Annotated in this window: 20 protein-coding genes; 8 read left to right on the forward strand and 12 right to left on the reverse strand. The window is 62.9% G+C overall.

Going from position 1 to position 24,271, the window contains the following annotated elements; genetic code table 11:
- The 8 genes from RDN59_RS00005 to RDN59_RS00040 form a co-directional block, all read right to left on the reverse strand.
- Window positions 1–845: aldehyde dehydrogenase family protein (locus tag RDN59_RS00005; RefSeq protein ID WP_308605991.1), on the reverse strand; the 845-nt coding region annotated here is incomplete at its 3' end.
- A 352-nt stretch (window positions 846–1,197) separates the two neighbouring features.
- Entirely contained in the window at window positions 1,198–1,620 is a 423-nt protein-coding gene (locus tag RDN59_RS00010; protein WP_308605992.1) for a heat shock protein transcriptional repressor HspR, read from the reverse strand.
- A 13-nt stretch (window positions 1,621–1,633) separates the two neighbouring features.
- The gene (gene dnaJ / locus RDN59_RS00015) at window positions 1,634–2,839 is read right to left on the reverse strand and encodes a molecular chaperone DnaJ (RefSeq protein WP_308605993.1); all 1,206 of its coding nucleotides are present in this window, start codon (window positions 2,837–2,839) and stop codon (window positions 1,634–1,636) included.
- 134 nt (window positions 2,840–2,973) lie between these two features.
- Entirely contained in the window at window positions 2,974–3,678 is a 705-nt protein-coding gene (gene grpE, locus RDN59_RS00020; RefSeq protein WP_308605994.1) for a nucleotide exchange factor GrpE, read from the reverse strand.
- Window positions 3,679–3,681: 3 nt separating this feature from the next.
- On the reverse strand, window positions 3,682–5,526 hold the full coding sequence (gene dnaK / locus RDN59_RS00025; RefSeq protein WP_154762732.1) for a molecular chaperone DnaK: 1,845 nt from the start codon (window positions 5,524–5,526) through the stop codon (window positions 3,682–3,684).
- A 229-nt stretch (window positions 5,527–5,755) separates the two neighbouring features.
- Window positions 5,756–6,496 carry an ABC transporter ATP-binding protein gene (locus tag RDN59_RS00030; RefSeq protein ID WP_209167872.1) on the reverse strand — a complete coding sequence of 247 codons (741 nt, stop codon included), beginning with the start codon at window positions 6,494–6,496 and terminating at the stop codon, window positions 5,756–5,758.
- A 58-nt stretch (window positions 6,497–6,554) separates the two neighbouring features.
- A complete protein-coding gene (locus tag RDN59_RS00035) occupies window positions 6,555–7,556 on the reverse strand; it encodes an iron chelate uptake ABC transporter family permease subunit (protein WP_168162993.1) in 1,002 nt (333 codons plus the stop codon).
- Between the two features lie 2 nt (window positions 7,557–7,558).
- A complete protein-coding gene (locus RDN59_RS00040; RefSeq protein ID WP_232755653.1) occupies window positions 7,559–8,488 on the reverse strand; it encodes an iron ABC transporter permease in 930 nt (309 codons plus the stop codon).
- A gap of 161 nt (window positions 8,489–8,649) precedes the next feature.
- Here RDN59_RS00040 and RDN59_RS00045 point away from each other — a divergent pair, with 161 nt between their 5' ends.
- The 3 genes from RDN59_RS00045 to RDN59_RS00055 all read left to right on the forward strand — a co-directional run bounded on the left by RDN59_RS00045 (window position 8,650) and on the right by RDN59_RS00055 (window position 14,929).
- Window positions 8,650–9,762 carry an iron-siderophore ABC transporter substrate-binding protein gene (locus RDN59_RS00045; protein WP_308605995.1) on the forward strand — a complete coding sequence of 371 codons (1,113 nt, stop codon included), beginning with the start codon at window positions 8,650–8,652 and terminating at the stop codon, window positions 9,760–9,762.
- Between the two features lie 401 nt (window positions 9,763–10,163).
- Window positions 10,164–13,610, forward strand: coding sequence for a bifunctional proline dehydrogenase/L-glutamate gamma-semialdehyde dehydrogenase (locus RDN59_RS00050; protein WP_308605996.1), 3,447 nt, complete (start codon window positions 10,164–10,166; stop codon window positions 13,608–13,610).
- A gap of 35 nt (window positions 13,611–13,645) precedes the next feature.
- A complete protein-coding gene (locus tag RDN59_RS00055) occupies window positions 13,646–14,929 on the forward strand; it encodes an AI-2E family transporter (RefSeq protein ID WP_308605998.1) in 1,284 nt (427 codons plus the stop codon).
- Between the two features lie 127 nt (window positions 14,930–15,056).
- On the opposite strand, the gene RDN59_RS00060 is transcribed toward RDN59_RS00055, so the two are convergent.
- The gene (locus tag RDN59_RS00060) at window positions 15,057–15,635 is read right to left on the reverse strand and encodes a nucleosidase (RefSeq protein WP_308605999.1); all 579 of its coding nucleotides are present in this window, start codon (window positions 15,633–15,635) and stop codon (window positions 15,057–15,059) included.
- A 111-nt stretch (window positions 15,636–15,746) separates the two neighbouring features.
- Between RDN59_RS00060 and RDN59_RS00065 the strand changes: the two genes are divergently transcribed.
- On the forward strand, window positions 15,747–16,238 hold the full coding sequence (locus tag RDN59_RS00065; protein WP_308606000.1) for an LppP/LprE family lipoprotein: 492 nt from the start codon (window positions 15,747–15,749) through the stop codon (window positions 16,236–16,238).
- 59 nt (window positions 16,239–16,297) lie between these two features.
- On the forward strand, window positions 16,298–16,936 hold the full coding sequence (locus RDN59_RS00070) for an LppP/LprE family lipoprotein (protein ID WP_308606001.1): 639 nt from the start codon (window positions 16,298–16,300) through the stop codon (window positions 16,934–16,936).
- Window positions 16,937–16,966: 30 nt separating this feature from the next.
- On the opposite strand, the gene RDN59_RS00075 is transcribed toward RDN59_RS00070, so the two are convergent.
- From RDN59_RS00075 to RDN59_RS00085, 3 genes are read right to left on the reverse strand one after another with little or no spacing between them, the layout of a single operon-like run.
- Window positions 16,967–18,253 (reverse strand): GTP-binding protein, encoded by a 1,287-nt coding sequence (locus tag RDN59_RS00075; protein ID WP_308606002.1) that lies wholly within the window; start codon window positions 18,251–18,253, stop codon window positions 16,967–16,969.
- On the reverse strand, window positions 18,253–19,149 hold the full coding sequence (cysD, locus tag RDN59_RS00080; RefSeq protein WP_308606003.1) for a sulfate adenylyltransferase subunit CysD: 897 nt from the start codon (window positions 19,147–19,149) through the stop codon (window positions 18,253–18,255). Before cysD ends, RDN59_RS00075 begins: the two co-directional genes overlap by 1 nt.
- On the reverse strand, window positions 19,149–19,931 hold the full coding sequence (locus RDN59_RS00085; RefSeq protein WP_308606005.1) for a phosphoadenylyl-sulfate reductase: 783 nt from the start codon (window positions 19,929–19,931) through the stop codon (window positions 19,149–19,151). Before RDN59_RS00085 ends, cysD begins: the two co-directional genes overlap by 1 nt.
- 162 nt (window positions 19,932–20,093) lie before the next feature.
- Here RDN59_RS00085 and RDN59_RS00090 point away from each other — a divergent pair, with 162 nt between their 5' ends.
- The 3 genes from RDN59_RS00090 to RDN59_RS00100 all read left to right on the forward strand — a co-directional run bounded on the left by RDN59_RS00090 (window position 20,094) and on the right by RDN59_RS00100 (window position 24,271).
- Window positions 20,094–20,510: a methylenetetrahydrofolate--tRNA-(uracil-5-)-methyltransferase gene (locus RDN59_RS00090; protein WP_308606006.1), complete on the forward strand. Its 417-nt coding sequence runs from the start codon at window positions 20,094–20,096 to the stop codon at window positions 20,508–20,510.
- A 98-nt stretch (window positions 20,511–20,608) separates the two neighbouring features.
- On the forward strand, window positions 20,609–22,327 hold the full coding sequence (locus RDN59_RS00095) for an ABC transporter ATP-binding protein (RefSeq protein ID WP_308606007.1): 1,719 nt from the start codon (window positions 20,609–20,611) through the stop codon (window positions 22,325–22,327).
- Window positions 22,328–24,271 (forward strand): ABC transporter ATP-binding protein, encoded by a 1,944-nt coding sequence (locus tag RDN59_RS00100; RefSeq protein ID WP_308606008.1) that lies wholly within the window; start codon window positions 22,328–22,330, stop codon window positions 24,269–24,271. It begins immediately after the preceding gene.

Raw genomic sequence — 24,271 nt, forward strand, 5'->3', positions numbered from 1 at the left:
GCATCGTCCTTGTCCATGATGTCCGCGAAGAAGATGGACGGTGACTTGCCGCCGAGCTCCAGCGTGACGGGAATGACCTTATCTGCGGCGGCCTTGTTGATGATCTTGCCCACCGGGGTGGAGCCGGTGAAGGCAATTTTGGCGATGCGATCTGAGGTAGACAGCGCCACGCCTGCCTCTTCGCCGACGCCATTGACGATGTTGAGCACGCCCTTCGGCAGGAGGTCCTCAATAATCTCAATGAGCAGCAGGATGGAGGCCGGGGTCTGCTCGGCGGGCTTCATCACGATGGTGTTGCCCGCAGCCAGTGCCGGCGCGATCTTCCACGCCGCCATGAGCAGCGGGAAGTTCCACGGGATAATCTGGCCCACAACGCCCAGCGGCTCGTGGAAGTGGTAAGCCACAGTGTCCTGGTCAATCTGCGACAGGCGGCCCTCCTGCGCACGGATGGCGCCGGCGAAGTAGCGGAAGTGGTCGACCGCCAGCGGGATGTCGGCGGCGAGGGTCTCGCGCACGGCCTTGCCGTTCTCCCAGGTCTCCGCGACGGCGATCTTTTCCAAGTTCTCCTCGATGCGGTCGGCGATGCGGTGCAGCAGAAGCGCGCGCTCTGCCGGGGTGGTCTTGCCGAAGGTCTCGAAAGCCTTCTCCGCAGCGTCAATGGCCAGGTTGATATCCGCCTCCTTGCCGCGGGCAACCTGGCAGAAGACCTCACCGGTCACCGGGGTGATGTTGTCCATGTACTCGCCGTCGACCGGCGGTACCCACTCGCCGCCGATGTAGTTGTCATAGCGCTCGCGGAAGTTGACGATGGCATCAGGGGTGCCTGGGTTTGCGTACAAAGTCATAAGCCTAGTGCCTTTCTCGTGGATTCAGTACCGTCACGGTGGCCGCCCGCACAAACGCATCTACACGTGACGGTCGACACAACGCTGGACGCGAGTGTAGCTATAAGTATTGCCAAATTCACGTTTTTAATGAGGAAAGCTTTTCTTCAGGGCACCTATTCCCAAACGGCCCCAAACCTACTGCCCAAAGGTGCCTATCTGACAAAGTTCGAAGGCCTGCCGCAATTTTGGGCACGATCTTTGGCAACAACGGCACTTCTTAATCTTTTAAGCGAAGAGCACGCGGTCTTAGGCCGGGCAGAGCAGGCTGGCTCTAAAACGAAAGAACCCCCTCACAGGAGGGGGGAAGTGCCTAGCTGCCGCGGCGGCGGTTGCGCCGCGGCGTCCACATCACCACGGAGGTAGAACGCGGTACGTGAACCAGCTCACCGCGCGATGGTCGCGCTTGGCTGCGCAGGCGCTCGACCTCCGCCTGCAGCTCATCGCGCTCGGCGGCAAGACGGTCACGCTCCGCAGTCAGCTCGATGATGGATTTGATGCCGGCTAGGTTCACACCATCATCTTGCGAGAGCGTCTGAATCTTGCGCAAGAGCTCGATGTCGCTCTCGGAATAGCGGCGCCCACCCCCGGAGGTGCGGGCTGGGGAGACCAGCCCCATCCGGTCATACGTGCGCAGGGTTTGAGCGTGCATGCCGGATAGTTCCGCGGCTACAGAGATGACGTACATCGCCTTGGGCTGGGCCGCATCGGTTCGATTTGTGTCGTCCTTGCTCATCTCACACCTCCTACTAGCGCGTCACCGTGTTGCCGGCCCAGCCGGAACGCGGATCGAAGCCGGAGTCCTTCTCCGCCTGCGCGTAGCTGCGCAGCGCCGAGGAGGCCGCAGCATCCAATGTGGAGGGCACGGTGACCTGCACGGTCACCATGAGGTCGCCGGCCTTGCCACCACGCTTGGCCACGCCGCGGCCCTTGACGCGCAGCGTGCGCCCGTCGGGCGTTCCCGCCGGTACCTTGACGCGCACGGGCGAATCGAGGGTTGGCACCGTAATGGTGTCACCCAAGGCCAGCTCCGCAAAGGAGACGGGGACGGTGACGTGTAGGTCATCGCCTTCCCGGGTGAAAACCTTGTCGGGCTTCACCGTAACCGCCACGAAGAGATCGCCGGACGGGGTGCCGTTCGGCCCCGCTTCGCCCTGGCCAGCCAGGCGCACCTTTTGGCCATCGATAACTCCGGCAGGGATACGCACCGTAATCGAGCGGGTGCGGTGTACCGTTCCGGTGCCAGAGCAATCCGCGCACGGATCCTCCGCGCGCTGGCCAGTGCCCCCACAGTCGGTACACGGCGCCGAGAAACCGAAAGAGCCGCGCTGTTCCGAGGTGAACCCGGTGCCATCACACGTCGAGCACGTCGACAGCTTGCCGGTCTTGGACCCGGAACCGTGACACGTGGTGCAGGGGGCTTCGCCGCTGAGCTGCAGCGGGATGGTGGTACCCTTAGCCGCCTCGCGGAAGTCGAGGGTTATGTGCGTTTCGACGTCGGCCCCCCGCGACGGCCGAGCTGTGTGGCCAGCACCACCGCCGCGGTTGAAAACGCCACCGAAGATATCCCCCAGACCGCCGCCTTGAGACGCTCCTCGAGCGGATCCTCCGAAGATGTCCGAGAGGTCGAAGTCTTGCGCACCCGGTCCACCCATGTGCGTGGATCGAAACCCGCCGGGAAACCCGGCGCCTCCTCTCCGCCCAAAGCCACCGCCGCGCATCATGGCCTTGAACTGGTCATACTCCTTGCGGGTAGCTTTATCAGACAGCACATCATAGGCCTCAGCCACCTGCTTGAATTTCTCCGCCGCCGCGGGGTTATCCGGGTTGGCGTCGGGGTGGTTCTGGCGGGCCAGCTTGCGGTACGCGTGCTTAATTTCTTCAGCAGTAGCGGATGAGGAGACCCCCAGGTCCGCGTAATAATCCTTGTCTGCCCATTCTGGCTTAGCGTTCACTGGGCATCTCCTCCTTTCAGGAGAATCGATAAACGGTTGGGTTTTAAGATTTTTTGCTAAGTAAAAATGCTAACTAACTAGTGAAAAGAAGAGTGGCGCCAAGGAACATTGAGCCCTGACGCCACCTGCGATACCTATTCTGCGTTATCCGGGGTATCCGGACTGTCAGCGGCATCGGCTGACTCGGCGGGGTCGGCGATAATCACCATGGCGGTGCGCACGACGCGCTCCCCCACCGTGTAGCCGCGGCGCAGAACCGTGCCGATGACCTGCTCGTCACCAGTCGAGAGGTCCTGGACTGCTTCGTGCACCTCGGGGTCGAAGGCATCGCCCTCGGCGCCGAACGGGGTCAGCTGGTTTTTGGTCAGCACTCCCGTGAGCTTGTCCGCGATGGCCTTGAGCGGCCCCTCGTTGAGGTCACCGTGCTGGCGCGCGAGCTCCATGTCATCAAGGATTGGCAGGAAGTCTGCCAAGACCTTGGCCTTGGTGGTCTCAATCACGGCCTGACGGTCACGCTCAGTGCGACGGCGGTAGTTGGTGTACTCCGCGTTGAGACGCTGCAGATCCTCGGTGCGCTCAGCCAGCTGAGCCTCCAGGGAGTTCTCAGCGCTGGCGTCCTCACCGGCGGCCGCTTCATCGGTGATGTCGCGGGCGGCATCCTCAACCGCAGCCTCTGCCTCAGCGGTGCCCGCGGTGGCAGCATTAGCCTGTGCCTCAGCAGCCTCATCCACGGCGCCGTCGGCAGAAGCGGCCTCGGCGGCGGCAGCCTCCGCAGCCTCAGCGGAGGTTGCCTCAGGGTCGGTATTGGCCGGGTTGCCCGGGTCCTGAGGGGAGGTCATGGTTTACTTCTCCTTGTTCTCGTCGTCCTCGTCGACAACCTCGGCGTCGACGACGTTCGGGTCACCAGCGGCGTCACCAGCAGCGGCACCCTCGGCGCCTGCCTCAGCAGCCTGCGCCTCGTACAGGGCCTTACCCAGCTCCTGGGACTCGGTGCCGAGCTTCTCGACGGCCGACTTAATCGCCTCAATGTCATCGCCCTTCAGCGCCTCATCGACGGCATCGGCAGCCTCGGTCACGCGGTTCTTCAGATCCTCCGGCAGCTTGTCGGAGTTCTCATCCATGAACTTGCGGGTCTGGTAGGAAGTGGACTCCGCCTGGTTGCGGGTCTCCTGCTCCTCGCGGCGCTTCTTGTCCTCCTCGGCGTGTGCCTCGGCATCCTTGACCATGCGGTCAATCTCTTCCTGGGACAGGCCGGAACCATCCTGAATCTTGATGGTGTTTTCCTTGCCGGTGGCCTTGTCCTTAGCGGAAACGGAGACGATACCGTTGGCGTCGATGTCGAAGGTGACCTCAATCTGCGGTACACCGCGCGGTGCCGGGGCAATGCCGCCGAGCTCGAAGGAGCCGAGCAACTTGTTGGCGGAGGCCATCTCGCGCTCGCCCTGGTAGACCTGAATCTGCACGGAAGGCTGGTTGTCATCAGCCGTGGTGAAGGTCTCGGACTTCTTGGTCGGGATGGTGGTGTTGCGCTCGATGAGCTTGGTCATCACGCCACCCTTGGTCTCGATGCCGAGGGAGAGCGGGGTGACGTCGAGAAGCAGCACGTCCTTGACCTCACCGCGCAGCACGCCAGCCTGGAGAGCAGCGCCGACTGCCACGACCTCATCCGGGTTAACGCCCTTGTTCGGGTCCTTGCCGGTCATCTCCTTGACCAGGTCGGACACGGCCGGCATACGGGTGGAACCACCGACGAGGACCACGTGGTCAACCTGGGACAGGGACAGGCCAGCATCCTTGATGACCTGGTTGAACGGCTCCTTGGTGCGGTCCAGCAGGTCCTGGGTGATCTTCTGGAACTCGGTGCGGGACAGGGTCTCATCCAGGAAGAGCGGGTTCTTCTCCGCATCCACCGTGATGTACGGCAGGTTGATGTTGGCGGACTGGGAGGAGGACAGCTCAATCTTGGCCTTCTCCGCAGCCTCACGCAGGCGCTGGACGGCGCGCTTGTCCTTGGTCAGGTCAACGCCCTGGGAAGCCTTGAACTTATCCACGAGCCAGTCGACGATGCGCTGGTCCCAGTCGTCACCACCGAGCTGGTTGTCACCAGCGGTAGCCATAACCTCAACCACGCCGTCACCTATCTCCAGCAGGGAGACGTCGAAGGTACCGCCACCAAGGTCGAAGACCAGGATGGTCTGCTCCTGCTCGCCCTTCTCCAGACCGTAGGCCAGTGCAGCGGCGGTCGGCTCGTTAACGATACGCAGGACGTTCAGGCCTGCAATCTGGCCGGCCTCCTTGGTGGCCTGGCGCTGGGAATCCTCGAAGTATGCCGGGACGGTAATGACGGCATCGGTTACGTCCTCGCCCAGGTAAGCCTCGGCGTCACGCTTCAGCTTCATGAGCGTGCGGGCGGAAATCTCCTGCGGGGTGTACTTCTTGTCATCGATATCGATGGTCCAGTCAGTGCCGATGTGGCGCTTGACGGAGCGAATGGTGCGGTCAACGTTGGTGACCGCCTGGTTCTTGGCGGACTGACCGACGAGGATTTCGCCGTTCTTGGCAAAAGCCACGACGGACGGGGTGGTGCGGGAACCCTCCGAGTTAGCGATAACGGTTGCCTCGCCACCTTCCAGCACGGATACAACCGAGTTGGTGGTACCAAGGTCAATTCCTACTGCGCGTCCCATAATCTTTTCTCCTTGCGTGTTGGGGTTTGTTTTAAGTTGATAGTGCGCGACTCAACTTCTGCCGCGTCCAGTCAGCGACTCTAACAGAAGCGACACTCAAAGTCATCCAAACCTGAGCGCCGGTCACTCAACCTACACAACGCAGGCAAACTCAAAGTTGTTCCCGATCGACTCAACTTTTTTATTTATCGCCAACACGCTGGGAAAACAAACCCGGTTTGGCGGAGACTCACCCTACAGGGACGATTGCCGGCTCACCGTCCACATCTACAACGCGGACTGACAGCCCATAGAGTTCCTCAATAAGGGCAGGGGTGATGACCTCGCGCGGCACGCCCGCGTCCCGCACCGTTCCATCTTTCATCGCCACGACGTGATCCGCATAGCGCAATACATGCGCCAAATCATGAATGACCGCAATAAGGGTTTTGCTTCCTGCCAGCTGCCGCATCAGCCGCATGAAGGAATGCTGGTATCCAATGTCAAGCGCGCTCGTTGGCTCATCCAAGAAGAGCACAGGCGTTTCCTGGGCGAGGGCCATGGCCAACCAAGCACGCTGACGCTGACCGCCAGACAACGCCGCTACCTCGGCCGTCTCCAGTTGTTCAAGGCCCACCTTTGCTAGCGCACGACTAACGGCACGCTCGTCCTCCTGGCTCCTCCACCCCATAAATCCTTGGTGGGCGAATCGCCCGCGCGCAACCAGTTCCCTGACATTGATCCCTTCGGGAGCTATGGATTGCTGCGACATCACGGCGACGCGCCGAGCGTAGCTACGCCGAGAGAATGCGGCTGCATCTTCTTCGCCAATGCACACCGCGCCCGCGTTCGGCATTTCCAACCGCGCCAACACCTTCACCAAAGTGGATTTTCCACAACCATTGGGGCCGATAATGGCAGAAAATTTCCCGGCCGGAAAAGACACATCCACCGAGTCGAGAATTAACGGGGCAGTCCTCCCATAGGACATGCTCACCCCCTCAGCCCGCACGCTCGGCGCACCGTCACATACTTTTAGTTGGTTCACTTTACTGACCTTTCATTCCGGCAGATCGGGATTGCCACAGCAGCAAACCCGCCAGGTAGATGCCACCGGCGCAAACCGTAATAAGACCGGCAGGCAGAGTAATTGGGAAAAACAGCCGCTGCCCTGCTAAATCGGCAGCGAGCAAGAAAAGTGCACCGAGGACTCCAGAGAGCAACACCGGCGTCCTGTCTGGACGCGAGAGCAACCGAGCCATATGTGGGGCCGCGAGGGCAATAAATGAGATTGGGCCCGCTATCGCCGTCGATACAGCGACAAGAACTGTGCCAACCAGAACCATCACCACACGTGCACGACTCACGTTCAACCCCAACGCACTCGCCGTGCTATCCCCCAGGGCAAGCGCGTCACACCAGCCACGCAGCAGCAACCCAGCGACGCACGCCGCGCCTCCCAGCACCCCCAATGGAATAACTCGCGCCCAGGACACAGCATTCAATGTTCCAGCAGCCCAAGTCGCCGCACCTAGGGACTGCTCCAACTCACCACTAAGAATCAACCACTTGTTTATTGCTGAAAGGAAGAACGTCACTCCAATCCCCACCACAACCAGCCTTGCTCCCGTGAGCCTTCCGGCAAATGAAAGCCCCATGATGAGTAACGCAGTGATAGTCCCACCCACCAACGCGCCTAGCGCAATGTTGAATGCGGAGCTAAAGCTCGCCAAGGAGACCGCGATGACACCGGTATAGGCACCGGTATTAAACCCGATAATGTCGGGTGACCCCAGCGGATTGTGGGTGAGGATCTGAAAGATGGCGCCCGCTATGCCCAAACACATTCCTACGACAATCGCGGCAACCACCCGCGGAGCACGCCATTGCCACACGACGGTGGCCGCAAAGTCAGTGCTATTGGGATTCGTAGCCACGGACCACAACGCTGCGCTATCCTGCCCGGCACCAGGCGAGAAGAGCGAATAGGCAGCAATAGCCAGCGCGACGATCACAATGCCTGCAAAGGACAAAACACTTCTCACGCTCACAATCACAGCCTCCTTCCAGCGCGATGGGACAGCGCAATCAATACTGGGGCACCAATGAGCGACACCGTGACGCCAGCCGGCAACTCAGCAGCAGTGAGGTAGCGGCCCACAATATCGGCACCCAATAAAAACAAAGGCCCCACCACGGCAGCGGCGACAAGCTGTGCCCGCTCTTCGTATATCCCGCACAGCCTGACAACATGCGGGATAACTAGTCCAACGAACACAATCACCCCCGCCGCTGCGGTGGCGGTAGCAGCCAACACCGTTACCGCCGCGACAAGCCCCAAACGAGTCAGTTTGAGGTTAATGCCGAGACTCGCCGCAACGTCATCCCCCAGAGCAAGGGGCGGCAAGTGGCGAGCAAAGACAATCAGTAGCACCACGCCTACCACCAGTCCGCCGAAGGCAATCACCACTGGCGTCCACGAAGCAACGTCAACGGAGCCCGTCACCCAAGCACGGATTCTTGCAAAGGCGTGAGGATCTATCAGGATCAGCGCGGAGGACAGGCCCTCACATACCGCCCCGATGGCTACGCCTGCAAGAATCAGTCTCAGCGGATCAACATCGCCCGCTCTGCCACGCCCGACCGCGGTGACCAGCAGCATGGTCACTGCCGCACCGATGATGGCTGCGAGCGAAAACGCAAAAGGTGATTGCCACCCCCACCAGCCCAGAGCAATGGCGGCGGCCAAGCTGGCGCCTACGTTAATCCCGAAAACTCCGGTATCTGCCAAAGGGTTGCGCGTCATGATCTGCAGAACTGCACCAGCGAGGGCCAAAGCACAGCCTGCGCAAACAGCAACGAGTGTACGGGGAAGACGCCTCTCCCACACGATCGAGGAAGCTATACCAGGCTGTCCCCGAAGGGCGGCCAACACGTCGCTGAAGGGAATGCTACGCGCGCCCAACGCCAGTGACAGCGCCACGCCGATACAGAGAATGGCAAGGCCAGCAACTACTACCCAACCAAGACGCCGGGTATTTCTCTTTCCGGCGCGCAACCCCTGCTCAATCACCGACACCACCCAAATACCTTCATATGCTCACGTTTCCTTAGCTCGACCTAATTTAGGTTAGGCTACCTTTTATGAACATTCGAAAGAAAATCGCACCCCGCACCCCTCTCCTCCGCCTCACTGCTGTTGGTCTTACCGCAGCGCTAGCGCTCACCGGCTGCGCCAGCCTCGAAAACACCAACTCAAACGCTGACGCTTCTAACCCTGCGTCCTCACCGTCCGGGAAAGAATCAGGAAACTCCAATTCAGCCTCGGGAAATGACTCCGTGGCCACCGGAGGCGAAGGCTTTGCCGGGGCGAGAGAGAAAAGCCAAAGCTTTGGCAGCGATGCAGCCCCTGGTCAATTCCCACGCACGGTCACGCATGCACGCGGAACGACCGAACTCAAAGAAAAGCCACAACGGGTGGTTGTTCTAGAAAGCGGCGAACTCGATTCCGTCCTAGCACTCGGCATGAAGCCAGTCGGCATGACCACGTCCAAGGGCCAGAATCCCGTCCCGGATTACATGGCCGACAAAGCAAGTGACATCGAAACGGTAGGCACGATCAACGAAGTCAATATGGAAAAGATTGCTTCGCTCAACCCCGACCTCATCATCGGCTCGCAGCTGCGCATGGATAAGCACTATGACCAGCTCAATTCCATCGCACCTACCGTTTTCTCGATCCGTCCTGGATACACCTGGAAAGAAAACTTCCGACTCATCGGCGAAGCCCTCGGAGAAGAGGAGCGCACCGAACAAGTCATGGCCGACTATGACAAGAAGATCGAAGAAGTAAAGAAGGTCATTGAGGACGGGCCAGCTAGCGAAGACACCACCGTCACCATTCTGCGCTTCATGCCGGGCAAGGTACGCCTCTACGGGCGCCTTTCACTCATTGGAACGGTGCTTGATGACGCCGGCCTCGCCCGCCCCGCCAACCAGGACATCGAAGAGCTCGCTGCGGAAATCTCGCCGGAGAACATTGACCAAGCGGACGCCGACTACATCTTCTACTGCAGCTACGGAGATCCCTCCACCACCGGCCAAGACACCGCCGTTTCTACCGCGGCGTTCCAACAGCTACCTGCGGTCAAAGACGGCCATGCCATCGAGGTCAGCGACGATACGTGGGCACTCGGCTTGGGGCCTCTGGGCGCACAGAAAATCGCGTCAGATCTCGCGGACTATCTCAGCCACTAACACGGGGGTAGCACCCTCCCCTCAAAACAACACCTGTGGGATTGACTCACCCCAACTTAAGGGGCTAGCTTTCATGTAAGCGAGATGGGTTACACGTCTACGATTTCTGTGCGGCGGACCATATCAAGGTCACCGATTTCTCGCTACTCAGGCCAGGCCATTGCCTGGCTGCTCCCCACACACAAGAAGGGTGGTCGCACATGAATACTCACTTCATTAGGCAGCGTCGTTCTTCCGACCGGCCACCGGTTGTGTACGCCAGCGTTAAATAAGCACCTCTTTTCACACAGACTGAACGGCACGGCGCAGAGTATGCGCCCGTGTTGGACTAGAAAGTCTGCAATTTCCGCTTTCCGCAAGGCCGCACCAGTGTGCCTTGAGACCCATAAAGGTTGTAATCCATGACTAACGATGCTCACACCCCCGTTCCCGAATCCACCGACATCGACGCCGCGCTGATCGACGCCGCCGCGGCCCAGGCCCACTCCTGGCTCGCCTCCACCGCCGATGAGCAGGACCCGGCCACAGAACAACTCGCCGACTTATTGCGCAACCCGGACGGAGTGGCCTTCACCATGGACTTCGTCGACCGCGTCATGCGCCCAGAAGACGATAAGGTCGCGGCCCACGCGCTGAAGTCCGTCACCACCACCTACGATGCTTCCTTCCTCGGCCTCATCAACGGATCGCTGGTGGGCCTGGGTGGTTTCTTCGGACCGATCCTGCCGAACCTGGTCATGCCGCTGGCGCGCATGCGCATGCGCCAGATGGTGGGACACTTGGTCCTCGATGCCGAGGGCGAAGCCCTCAACAAGACCCTGGACAAGGCCGCAGAATCCGGCGAGCAGCTCAACCTCAACCTGCTCGGAGAGGCCGTGCTCGGTGATAAGGAAGCCCGCTCCCGCGCTGACCGCACCTTGAAGCTCATCCAGAACCCGCGCGTGACCTACGTGTCCGTCAAGGCCTCCTCCATGGTGGCCCAGCTCAACCCGTGGGATATCGAGGGCTCCCTGGTCCGTCTCAAGGAGCGCCTGCGCCCGCTGTACGAGGCCGCCGCGCGCCGCCCCGACAAGGTCTTCATCAACCTGGACATGGAGGAATACCACGACCTCCACCTCACGGTGCGCCTGTTCACCGAGCTGCTCAGCGAGCCGGAGTTCATCAACCTCGAGGCCGGCATCGTGCTGCAGGCCTACCTGCCAGATACCTTCGACGCCCTGGCACACCTCGCCGAGTTCGCCAAGCAGCGCGTGGCCGAGGGCGGCTCCCACATCAAGATTCGCATCGTCAAGGGCGCGAACCTTTCCATGGAGCACGTCCAGGGAGAGATCCACGGCTGGCCGGCAGCTCCCTATGCCACCAAGGATGAGGTGGACGCCAACTATTACCGCCTGCTCGACTACATCCTGCGCCCCGAATTCGCCGACTGCGTGCGCATCGGCGTGGCCACGCACAACCTCTACACCGCGGCGTTTGCCTACAAGCTGGGCACCAAGCGCGGCGTGATGCGCATGATGGATTCCGAGATGCTCCAGGGCATGTCCCCGGCCCAGCAGACCGCGGTCCGCGAGGCCTTCGAGGGCCGCCAGATCCTCTACACCCCGGTCGTGCACATGGAGGACTTCGACGTCGCTGTCTCCTACCTGGTTCGCCGCTTGGAGGAGAACTCCGCTCCGCAGAACTTCCTCTACGCCCTCTTCGCCCCGGAGGAGCAGGCACTGAAGGACCAGGAGGAGGTCTTCCGCGAGGCCGTCGCGCAGCGCTGGGATACCTTCGCCGGCCCGCGCCGCACCCAGAACCGTCTGGAGGAGGCCGAGCAGGCAGCCGGCCGTCAGGCACCGCGCACCGGACGCTTCGCCAACGAGCCGGACACCGACCCGGCCCTAGAAGCCAACCGCGAGTGGGCGCTCAAGGCCCTGGCCACCGACCCGGGTGAGCACGGGGTGGAGGAAGTGACGGAGACTGGGGTCGTCGACAAGCACGTGTCCCGCGCCGCTGAGCTCGGCGCCGAGTGGGGTGCCCGCCCTGCCGAGGACCGCGCCCGCGCGCTTGAGGCCGTGGCCGATGAGCTGGCCAACCGCCGCGGCGAGTTCATCTCCGTCGCCGCCTACGAGGCCAACAAGACCGTCACGCAGACTGACCCGGAAATCTCCGAGGCCATCGACTTCTGTACCTACTACGCACAGTCCGCGCGCCTGCTGGAGCGCTACTCCGCCGAGTTCACGCCCCACCGCGTGACCGTGGTGACCCCGCCATGGAACTTCCCGGTGGCCATCCCCACCGGCGGTATCGCGGCGGCACTCGCCGCAGGTTCGGCCGTCATCATCAAGCCCGCGCCACAGGTCGTACACTGCGCGAAGCTCGTCGTGGAAGCCTTCCGCGCCGGTCTGGAGGCGCAGGGCCTCGACCCGGATCTGGTCCAGCTCGTCTTCACCGACGAGGGCGACGCCGGCCGCGCGCTGATCTCCCACGCCGACGTCGACGCCGTGATCCTCACCGGTGCCTCCGATACCGGCAAGCTCTTCCGCTCCTGGAAGCCAGAGCTCAACATCATGGCGGAGACCTCCGGCAAGAACGCGCTCATCATCACCCCGTCCGCGGACCCCGACCTGGCCATCCAGGACCTCTACCTCTCCGCCTTCGGCCACTCCGGCCAGAAGTGCTCCGCGTCCTCCCTGGTCATCTTCGTCGGTGCGGCCGGCGAGTCGCAGCGCCTGCGCTCCCAGCTTGTCGACGCCGTCAAGACCCTCATCCCCGGCCCCGGCTACGAAATCACCACGACGATGAACGGCCTGGCCGAAGCCCCGGGTGAGAAGCTGCTGCGCGGCCTCACCCAACTGGAGCCGGGTGAAAAGTGGCTGGTGAAGCCGGAGAAGCTCAACGAGGAAGGCACCCTGTGGTCGCCGGGTATCCGCGATAACGTGCGCCCGGGCTCCTGGTTCCACGTCAACGAGTGCTTCGGCCCGGTGCTTGGCATCATGCACGCGGAGACCCTGGAGGAGGCCATCGAGTGGCAGAACTCCACCGGCTACGGCCTGACCGGCGGAATCCATACGCTGGATAACGACGAGATTGACTACTGGCTCGAGCGCGTCGAGGTGGGCAACGCCTACGTCAACCGCGGCATCACGGGCGCGATTGTGCAGCGCCAGTCCTTCGGCGGCTGGAAGCAGTCCGTCATGGGCCCGGGCGCCAAGGCCGGCGGCCCGAACTACGTGGCACAATTTGGCACCTGGTCCGAGGGCCCGCTGCGCCCCTTCGACGTCGACATCTCCCAGCCGGTGGCGGCCCAGCTTCGCGCCTTCGGCAAGCTGGATCTTTCGGAGGAGGACACCGCTTGGCTGTGGCGCGCGGCGGAGCTCGACGAGCTGGCGTGGCAGCAGGAGTTCGGCCGCAAGCACGACCGCGCCGGCCTGGTCTGCGAGGCCAACGTCTTCCGCTACCGCCCGGTGCTCACCCCGCTGCAGGTGCGCATTGGCGCCGACGCCGCGCTTCGCGACGTCTCCCGCCTCGCCCTCGCCGCCACCCGCACCGGCTCCCCGGTGCGCTTCAGCGCCGCGCCGGTAAAGGCCGCGGAGCTGCGCGAGCTGGGCTTTGATGTCGATGCCGTGGAGGCAGAAACCTTTGCCCGCGAGGTCGCTCGCCTGGAGTCGGGCCGCGTGCGCGTCGTTGGCTCTGTGGAGCCGGGCCTCTTTGAGGCCGCGGTGGAATCCAACTCCGTGGTCTTGGATCAGCCCGTGTTGGCCGATGGCCGCCGCGAGCTTCTGCCCTTCCTCCTTGAGCAGGCAGTCTCGGTGACGATGCACCGCTTCGGCATCATTCGCCAGGTAAGCAGCATCCGCGCATAGCTCGTTTTCTGCGCTCATATGAGAAGATGTAGCGCATGACAAACAACAATGGCGACGGTGCCCGCTCGGGCACCGACCCCCAGCCCTCCACTGCCTCTGACGCGGCGGCGTCCGCTGCTGCGAAGCCCATCAATGAAGAAGCTGCCCTGCCTGTCTCGAAAACTGATGACAAGTCCCGCGTCCTCGGGCGCGACGCCATCTCCCTGGCCAAAGTGTGCTTGATCTTCATCATCGTGGTGGCAGGTGTCGGCTTGGCCGGCTACCTGCTGAAGTTCATCTGGGTGGGCCTACTGCCGGTCATCCTGGCCATTTTGGTGTGCACGGTGCTCTTCCCCGTGACCAACTGGTTGCGTGCGCATAAGTTCCCCCGTGCGCTGGCCGCTATCACCACGCTGCTGGGCTTTTTGGCCATCATTGGCGGCGTGTTCGCGGCGATGGCCCCGGTGGTCTCCTCTCAGGGTGCATCCCTGGTCAGCCAAGCTGAGAGCGGCTTGAACAAGCTCGTCGATATGGCCAAGGACCTGCCCTTTGAGATTGATGCGGCGAAGGTGCAGGAAGTACTCGATGACGCCATGACCTTCATCAAGGGCCAAGCTTCCAACATTGCCACCGGGGTGATTTCCGGCGTATCGATGGCCAGCTCCATCGCCATGGCGCTCGCCATCATGCTCTTCGTAGCCTTCTTCATCCTCAAGGACGGCGACAAGTTCCTGCCATGGCTGCGCACCTACTCCGGCTACTCCGCGGGCTGGCACGCCACTGAGCTACTGACTCGCGTGTGGAATACATTGTCTGGCTTCATTCAGGCACAAGCAGCCGTCGCAGCTGTCGACGCCATCCTTATCGGCCTCGGCCTCTGGGTCCTCCAGGTTCCGCTGGCTCTCGTCATCGGCGTGGTGACCTTCTTCGCCAGCTTCATCCCGGTCATTGGTGCTGTCACTGCGGGTGCTTTGGCCGTCATCATCGCGTTGGTCTCCGATGGTCTGACCAAGGCTCTCTTGGCACTCGCCCTCATCATCATCGTCCAGCAGGTGGAGGGCAATGTGCTCCAGCCAATGCTGCAGTCCAAGGCCATGGGCCTGCACGCAGCAATGGTGCTGCTCTCCGTGACCGTGGGTTCCGCCCTGGCGGGGATCATTGGCGCTTTCCTGGCCGTGCCGGTGGCTGCCACGATTGCCGTGGTCTTCCGCTACCACCAGGAGATGGCCAGCCTGCGCGCCGGCGAAATCGAAGCCAAGAACATCAAGATTTCCACGTCAGAGGGCCACGACACCGTCATGGAGCTCTACGAGAACCTGGAAGCCAGTAGCGCCCGCTAGCCAAAGCTGCAGCGCAGCTTTCATGGCTCTCCCTGGCCGTATAACTGCCCTATCTGCCAAAACCAGTGCTCCCGCTTCAATGACGGGGCATAACTTTGGCGGCTAGGGCAGTTGTCGTATCGAGGGCCTAGTCCGCAGTTACCGTACCGAAGGCGACGGCCAGCTCCTCCGCGGCGCGATCGAGCACCGAGGCCCACGAGCCATAGGATTCCTCATTCGCGGTATCCGATACCTGCTTGAGCAACGTGCACGGCACACCGAACTTTCGGCACACCGCGGCGATAGCGTAGCCCTCCATATCGCACAGCGCGGAATCTTGGGCAAGGCGCGTGCGGATAGGGGTATCCGAGATGAAGGAATCGCCCGTCGCCAGAGTCTCAGTGGGCAGCTTTCCGGAGGTCTCTAGCTCGATGACCTCGGGGAGAAGATAACGAGAAACATCGCTGAGCACCTCCAGGTGGAAGTCGTGCTTGCGAACGTGGGAGATCTCGAAGACGCCAGCAAGATCGTCGCGAAGCGCGCCCGCAGTACCAATGTTGATGACGCGCTCCGGCAGCTGCTGCGCTGAGGCCAAGACCGACGTCAGCTCGATGGCGGCGGGTACCGTGCCAATACCCGTGATAAGCAGCGGTGCTCCTTCCGGTACATGCGCGGCTTCAGCGTCCACGGCGGCGACGAACAAGGTACGACCAGAAAGATTCTCCATGCCTGCGAGACTACCCGCTGGCCCGAGGAATGCTCTCCACAACTCTGTTCTGAGCGTTGTGGCCGCTTGTAGGGTCTGGAACCACACCGAGACCTCAGAAAGGAGAACACCATGTTCACCCCACGAGTATTCGCCGCAGCCGCACTGCTCTGCTTCCCCCTTATCGCGTGCAGCACCCCTGAAGAAGCCCAGGCCAGCCCCGCAGTCTGCGAGGCAGGAAACGCCCAGGCGGCTTTCAACGACAACATCGCCCAGATTCCGCAGTGGAATGGCCACAACTGGGCGCTGGTTGATTCCTCCCACTTCGATCCCTGCGCGAGCTTAAGCTGGCAGACCATTTCCATCGAGGGCGCAACGGCTTCCTCGCCGCACCACATCATGCTCTTCCACTACGGCCAGTACCTCGGGACCGCCACCGCTGAGCCCTATGGCTTCTTCCCCAGCGTGGAGCGGGTCAATGGCAACGAGATTTCCGTGACCTACCACTGGCCACAAGAAGGCGATGCCAATGCCGCACCGACGGGCGAGACACACGCTGGCTTCCGTTGGGACGAGGCCCAGCACAAAGTCATCATGAGCGGCGATGTTCCGCCGATGGGCTAGATAAGATAGAGCCAATCGTGCGCCGTAGATGAGGCGCACTATTTAAGGAAGGAACATCAATGCTTAGGTCCGCCGTCGCCCTCCTGGGTGCTGCCGTTATCTGCTTCCCGCTGGCTGCCTGCTCCCAGGACGACGGGGCGCAGGATACTGCGGACTCACCGACGTTCAACTCCGTGCAGAACAGCGCGGCCGACAACACTTCGGAAAGCGCAGAGGACTCCGAGGGCCCTGCTTCATCGTCACCGGCCGCGGGTGTCTCGCCGACGTTGCCCGCCGAGTCCCCTACAGACGAAGCGGAATCCTGCCAGGATATCGACGCCCACGCGGCCTATGAATCAGGCATTGGCACGATTCCACCGTGGAATGACAATAACTGGACGCTGGTGGATTTCTCGCAGTTCGATCCCTGCGCGGAGCTGAGCTGGCAGACCATCAGCATCGAGCGCGGAACGTCCTCCTCGCCCTATCACATCATGCTCTTCCACAAGGGCGAGTATTTGGGCACCGCCACCGCTGAGCCCTATGGCTTCTTCCCCACCGTCGAGCAGGTCAGCAGCAACGAAATCGCCGTGACCTACCACTGGCCGCGCGAGGGCGAATCCAATGCGGGGCGCACTGGAGAGACGCATGCCGGCTTCCGCTGGGACGAGGACCAGCAGAAGGTGATCATGTCTGGTGACGTCCCACCGGTGGGCTAGCGCGGCGGTTCGGCCGCCGCAACGCAACCGTTAGCGCAGCCGCTGGCCCACAAAACCTGCGGCCAGCGTGTTGCCGCTCGACTGATCGATGAGCAGGAAATTGCCCACCGCGCCGCGGGCGGCGTAGTCCTCCACGGGAAGCTCCGCTTGGGTCTGGATGGTGATGAAAGCGATGTCGTTGAGGGCTGCTGATTCCGGCGCCTCAACATCCGCCACGCCATCCAAATCCAGCACCCGATCAACCGATGCCACGCGCGCCTTGACCAGCGCGGTGCCATAACGCAGCTTCACCATCTGCCCTGCGCGCAGCTCCTTATCCGTTAGGACCACCGCGGTGGCGGCGAACTCGCGCACCTCCTCCGGGCGCTGCGTGCCAGCGATGAGGTCACCGCGGGCCAAGTCGATCTCGTCGGCCAGACGCAGGACCACGGAATCCCCAGCGCGCGCCGCCTCATCCGAGCCAAGCGGACCATCGGTGGTATCGATCGCGGTGACCGTCGAGGTGCGCCCGCCCGGCAGCGTCACCTCATCCCCCACCGCCACGTGCCCGGCCTTCACGCGCCCGGCATAGCCGCGGTAATCGGTGGCGTGCTCGCGGATGACGTACTGAATGGGGAAACGGAAGTCCAAGTCGTCGGCGCGGCCGGTCGCCACGGGGACGGTCTCCAGCGTGTCGAGGACCGTCGGGCCCTCGTACCAGTCCATGTTGGTGGAGCGTTCCACCACGTTATCGCCCTTGAGCGCAGAAATCGGGATGACCGCCGAATCCGTAATGCCCAGGCGCGCGGCGACCTCGTTGAACTCCGCCTCAATCGCGCGGAACGTGGCCTCGTCGAAGTCCACCAGGTCGATCTTGTTCACACCCAGAATCACGTGGCGCACGCCCAAGAGTGCTGCCACGTTGAGGTGGCGGCGGGTTTGTTCGACGACGCCATTGCGGGCGTCGACAAGCAGCACTACCGCTTGGGACGTGGACATGCCGGTCACCGTGTTGCGCGTGTACTGCACGTGGCCCGGTGTATCGGCGAGGATGAAGGTGCGCTTATCGGTGGCGAAGTAGCGGTAGGCCACGTCGATGGCGATGCCCTGCTCGCGTTCGGCACGAAGGCCGTCGACAAGCAGCGAGAGGTCCATGCCGTCGAAGCCGCGGTCGGCAGAAGAACGCTCCATGGACTCCACCTGGTCCGCAAGCACGGACTTGGTGTCATAAAGCAGGCGGCCCACGAAGGTGGACTTGCCGTCATCGACGGAACCGGCGGTGCACAGGCGCAGGGTATCGCGCTGCTTGAGCGCGCCAACATTCGGTGCGAGAGTCATCAGAAGTAGCCTTCCTTCTTACGGTCCTCCATGGCGGACTCGGACAGTTTGTCATCGGCGCGGGTGGCACCGCGCTCCGACAGGGTGGAGATAGAGATTTCCGCGAGCACCTCATCGGGAGAGGCGGCGGTGGATTCCACAGCGCCGGTGCAGGACATATCGCCCACGGTGCGGTAGCGCACGGTGCGGGTCTCCAGCGGCTCATCCTCGCGCGGGCCGCCCCATTCGCCCGGGGTCAGCCACATGCCGTTGCGCTTGAACACCTCGCGCTGGTGGGAATAGTAGATGGACGGCAGCTCCAGGTTGCGGGCGCCGATGTATTCCCAAATGTCAGACTCGGTCCAGTTGGAAATGGGGAACACGCGCACGTTTTCGCCGGCCATCTTGCCGCCGTTGTAAAGGTCCCACAGCTCCGGGCGCTGGCGGCGCGGGTCCCAGCCGCCGAAGGAATCGCGGATGGAGAAGATGCGCTCCTTGGCGCGGGCGCGTTCCTCGTCGCGGCGCGCGCCGCCCAGGACCGCGTCGTAGCCGCGCTCCGCGATGGTCTCCACGAGCGGCACGGACTGCAGCGGGTTGCGGGTTCCGTCGGGGCGCTCCTGGAGGTCGCCGCGGTCGATCCAGTCCTGGACATGGGCGACGTGCAGGCGCGCGCCGGTCTCGGCGACGAGCTGATCGCGGAAGTCGATGACCTCCGGGAAGTTGTGGCCGGTATCCACGTGGATGAGCTCGAAGGGCACGGTAGCGGGCGCAAAGGCGCGGCGGGCGAGCTCGAAGACGACGACGGAGTCCTTGCCGCCGGAAAAGAGCAGGCCTACCTTGTCGAATTGCCCGGCGACTTCGCGCAGGATGTGGAGGGATTCGTTCTCTAAGTCTTTAAGGTGTGGTGAAAGAGTCATTATTCGTGCAACCCGCATTCTGTCTTGCCGTCAGCGAAAACGCGCCCGGAGCGCGCATCCTCGCCCTCGCCTACCGGGAAGGTCAACGGCGCGCAGCCGATGGAGCGGTAGCCCTGCAGGGTGAGGGGGTGGATGATGAGGTCGTGTTCCTTGATGTAGGCGTCGGTGTCATCGAGGTCCCACGTAATAATCGGGGAAATCTTCAGCCGGCCCGTGCGGTCTAGGCTCAGCGCCGGCGCGGTGGCGCGGTGCTCGGAATCGGTGCGGCGCAGGCCGGTGACCCACCCGACGTACGGGTCCATGGCCATGTTGAGCGGCTCCACCTTGCGCATGCGGTTATACGCCGCAACGTCGCGCGCGTACAGGCGCGGACCGTAAATCTTGTCCTGCTCCTCGGGGCTCAGGATAGGCAGGACGCGCACGAGCGGCAGGTCCGCATAGCGCTTGGCGACGTCCCCCGCTACCTCCAACGTCTCCGGAAAGTGCCAGCCGGTGTCGATAAAGAGCAGGTCGGCGTCGAGGTGCGCTTGGTGCGCAAGCTCGGCGAGCACGGTGTTTTCCATGGACATCGTGACGGCAAGCCGGCCCGGCGCGTGCTCGGCGGCCCATTCGGTGATGGTCTCAGCGGGGGCGTCGTGGAGCTTATCGGCCCACTCCTCGACGAGTTCCTGGTTGCGCTGGGCCACGGCAGGCTCGAGCGGTGCGGTGTCGCGGGTGCCTTCGGGGCTAATGCTGGGGTCGCGGTAGTCGCCGCGGTCCAGCAGGTTAGTTGGTTCGGTCATGACACCTCACATTAAAGGCAGCTGGGCTTGCGCGCAGCCCAGTAGCGGGGTGCGAGGGCTGTGAGCTTGGGTACTCGGAAGAATAAAAATTGGCCAGAATGAACCGAGCGGACTAGATTTACAGACTAGACAGTCTATTTCTTCCGAGCTGAAGGGGTTCCCATGCAGCGTGTCGCCATTGTCGGGGACGGCCCCGCCGCACTCTCCACCGCCGAGCGACTCATCAAAGCCGGGTTGTGCGTGGACCTCTACTGCGAGCGCCCCGCGCCGTTTGGTTTGCTGCGCCGTTTCGCGGGACTGTCCGGTGCTGAATCCGCTGTCGCACCCTGCCCGAAGGGGACGACGCCGCGCCTGCGACTTATCGGCAACGTCCGCGTGGGCTTCGGCCCCGATGCGGATATAAGCCACGCGGACCTCAACCAACTCGCCGCCTCCGGCGACCGCCACTTGGTTTTGCTAGAGCTCATGGCACGTGGCGTGGCCATCACGACGTGGGAGGGCCTCTGCCACCCCACCGACAGCGTGGAAGATTGGGCAACCGTCACTACTCGGGCCCAGCGCGCCCCGGTCTGCTTCTAGCGCGGGCTAGCGCCCGCGCAACCATAACGGATAGACTTGCGCGGTCAATGCTCTCCAGTGGCCCAGCGCGGCCGCCAACACGCACGAAACGCTGACACATGGAACTCGTTCGCATCCTTCTATCCCGCTCCAAGCCGTACACCGGCTACGTCATCGCGGTGCTGCTCCTCCAGGCGCTATCCACCGCGGCAACGCTCTACCTGCCTTCGCTCAACGCGAAGATCATCGACAGAGGCGTGGCTCAAGTAGACATCGACTATATCTGGCGCACCGGCGGCATCATGCTCATCGTGGCCTTCGTCCAAGTCCTCGCCGCCATCGCCGCCATCTGGTTCGGCTCCCGCACCGCCATGGGCCTGGGCCGCGACATGCGCTCCGACATCTTCCGCCGCGTCACCCGCTACTCCGCCGAGGACATGAACAACTTCGGCACCGCCACCCTCATCACCCGCGGCACCAACGACGTCCAACAGATCCAGATGGTCTACATGATGATGCTCAACTTCATGGTCACCGCGCCGATCATGTCCATCGGCGGCGTCATCATGGCCATCCGCGAAGACGCCGGGATGTCCTGGCTCGTCGCGGTGTCCGTCATCGTACTGCTCGCCGCCATCTCCCTCATCATCGTCCGACTCATGCCGCTCTTCCGCGCCTGGCAAGGCAAGCTCGACGTCATGAACGGCACCCTGCGCGAACAAATCGCCGGCATCCGCGTCGTCCGCGCCTTCACCCGCGAGGAGCACGAATCCGAGCGCTTCCGCACCGCCAACCGCGACCTGACCAATCTCTCCCTCAAGGTCGGCCAGCTGTTCATCCTCATGTTCCCCATCATCACCGTCATTCTCAACGTGGCCACCGGCGCGGTCCTCTGGTTCGGCGGCCACCGCGTGGACGAAGGCCTCGTGGAGGTCGGCTCACTGACCGCTTTCCTGCAGTACCTGCTGCAAATCCTCGCCGCGGTCATGATGGGCACCTTCATGGCGATGATCCTCCCGCGCGCGGTCATCTGCGCGCGCCGCATCACCGATGTCCTCGAGCACGAGCCCTCCATCACCGAGCCGGACCAGCCCCGCACCCCGGAGCGCTCCGCAGGCGTGGTCGAGTTCGACAACGTCTCCTTCCAGTACGCCGGCGCCGAAGCGCCCGTGCTTCACGACGTCTCCTTCACCGCCACCCCCGGCACCACCACCGCGCTTATCGGCGCGACGGGTTCCGGCAAGACCACCGCGCTCTCCCTCATCCCGCGCCTCTACCTCCCGACGAAGGGACGCGTGCTTCTCGACGGCACCGATATCGCCGACATGGCGCGGAAGGACGTCGTCAAGCGTGTAGGCCTCGTGCCGCAGAAGCCCTACCTGTTTAGCGGCACCGTGGCCTCCAACCTGCGCCTGGGTGCGCCGGAGGCCACCGATGAGGAGCTGTGGAACGCGCTGCGCGTGGCGCAAGCTGACTTTGTTGAGGACCTCGACATGCACATCGCGCAGGGCGGCACCAACGTCTCCGGTGGCCAGCGCCAGCGCCTGTCCATCGCGCGCATGCTCGTTGCGCGACCACTGGTGTACCTGTTTGATGATTCCTTCTCCGCGCTCGACGTGCTGACGGATGCCGCGGTGCGCTCCGGAATGCGCGAGTACACCGCGGAGGCGACGACCATCATCGTGGCGCAGCGCGTGAGCTCGATTGTGGACGCGGATCAGATTCTGGTCATGGACGCCGGGCGCGTCGTGGCCCGCGGCACGCACGAGGAGCTGCTTGAGACCTCGGAGACGTACCGCGAGATTGTGGAATCCCAGAAGACCTCGGAGGTGGCATAAATGGCTGAGCAGGATAACGCTACCTTGAATAATGACACCACAGCCGAGTTCGAGGAGAAGACCGGCGAGAACGCCCCGCGCAAGGCCAAGAACTTCTGGCCCTCCGCCAAGCGCCTCTTTGGTCTGCTCGCGCCGTTTAAGGTGCAGCTGTTTGCGATTGCGGCGATGAACATCATCTGTGTGTTCCTCGCCGTGGCCGCGCCGAAGGTGATGGGCAAGGCCACCGACGTCATTTTCTCCGGCGTCATTTCCCGCCAGCTGCCCGCTGGGATGAGCAAGGAACAGGCCATCGAGGCGCTGCGCGCGGGCGGGCAGGATAAATTCGCCGACATGGCCTCAGCCATGGACTTGAACCCGGGCTTCGGCATCGACTTCTCCACGTTGGGCACGATTATTGGCATCGTGATTGCGATGTACGTGGTGTCCTCGCTCTTCCAGTGGTGGCAAGGCTACTTGCTCAACTCCATGGTCATGAAGATCGTCTTCGACCTGCGCGAGAGCATCGAGGCCAAGCTCAATGCGCTGCCGCTCAATTACTTCGATACGCAGTCGCGCGGCGATCTCCTCTCGCGCACCACCAACGACGCCGATAACATCCAGTCCGCCTTGCAGCAGGCCATTTCGCAGCTGTTTTATAACCTGCTCATGGTCGTGGGCATCACGGTCATGATGTTCACCGTGTCCTGGCAGCTAGCGCTCGTGGCGCTGCTGGCGCTGCCGCTGACCGCGGTGGTCATCGCGGTGATTGGCTCGCGCGCGCAGAAGCAGTTCAAGGCGCAGTGGAAAGCCACCGGTGACCTCAACGGACAGGTCGAGGAAGCCTTCTCCGGCCACGATCTGGCGACTGTCTTCGGGCGCATCGATTCTATGACGGAGGATTTTGATAAGCGCAACGAGGAGCTGTTCCGCTCCGCCTCGCTGGCTCAGTTCCTGGCAGGCATGATGATGCCGATCATGCAGTTCATCTCCTACCTGTCCTACGTGGTCATCGCGGTGCTGGGTGCGTTGAAGGTGGCCTCTGGCTCGCTGACGTTGGGCGGGGCGCAGGCCTTCATCCAGTACTCGCGCGAGTTCAACCAGCCGCTGGGCCAGCTCGGCGGCATGATGCAGCAGGTGCAGTCGGGCGTGGCCTCGGCAGAGCGCGTCTTCGAATTCCTCGACGCCGAGGAAGAGCCCGCCGAGGAGTCCACCTCCCGCTTGGGTGGGCGTGCGAAGGGGCTCGTGGAGTTCGACGACGTCGACTTCTCCTACAACCCCGACAAGCCGCTCATCCAGGACCTCAACCTGCGCGTGGAGCCCGGCCAGACCGCGGCCATCGTCGGCCCCACGGGCGCTGGCAAGACCACGCTGGTCAACCTCATCATGCGCTTCTACGACATCGACTCGGGCTCCATCCGGCTCGACGGCGTCGACACCGCGGAGATCTCGCGCCGCGAGCTGCGCTCCCAGGTGGGCATGGTGCTGCAGGACGCCGTGGTCTTTGAGGGCACCATCATGGACAACATCCGCTACGGCCGCCTCGACGCCACCGACGAGGAAGTCATCGCCGCCGCGAAGGCCACCTACGTGGACCGCTTCGTCCACTCCCTCCCCGATGGCTATGACACCAAGATTGACCAGGATGGCGGCGCGATTTCCGCCGGCGAGCGCCAGCTCATCACCATCGCCCGCGCTTTCCTGGCGCAGCCAGCGCTGCTCATCCTCGATGAAGCCACCTCATCCGTGGATACCCGCACCGAGGTGCTCGTTCAGCAAGCCATGAACGCCCTGCGCGCGGACCGCACCTCCTTCATCATCGCGCACCGCCTGTCCACGATTCGCGACGCCGACCTCATCATCGTCATGGAAGAAGGCCGCATCGTCGAACAGGGCACCCACGCCGAGCTTCTCGACGCCCACGGCGCCTACTGGCGCCTCCACCAGTCTCAGTTCCGCGAGGACTAG

The organism is uncultured Corynebacterium sp., assembly GCF_902489365.1.
Lineage (GTDB): Bacteria > Actinomycetota > Actinomycetes > Mycobacteriales > Mycobacteriaceae > Corynebacterium.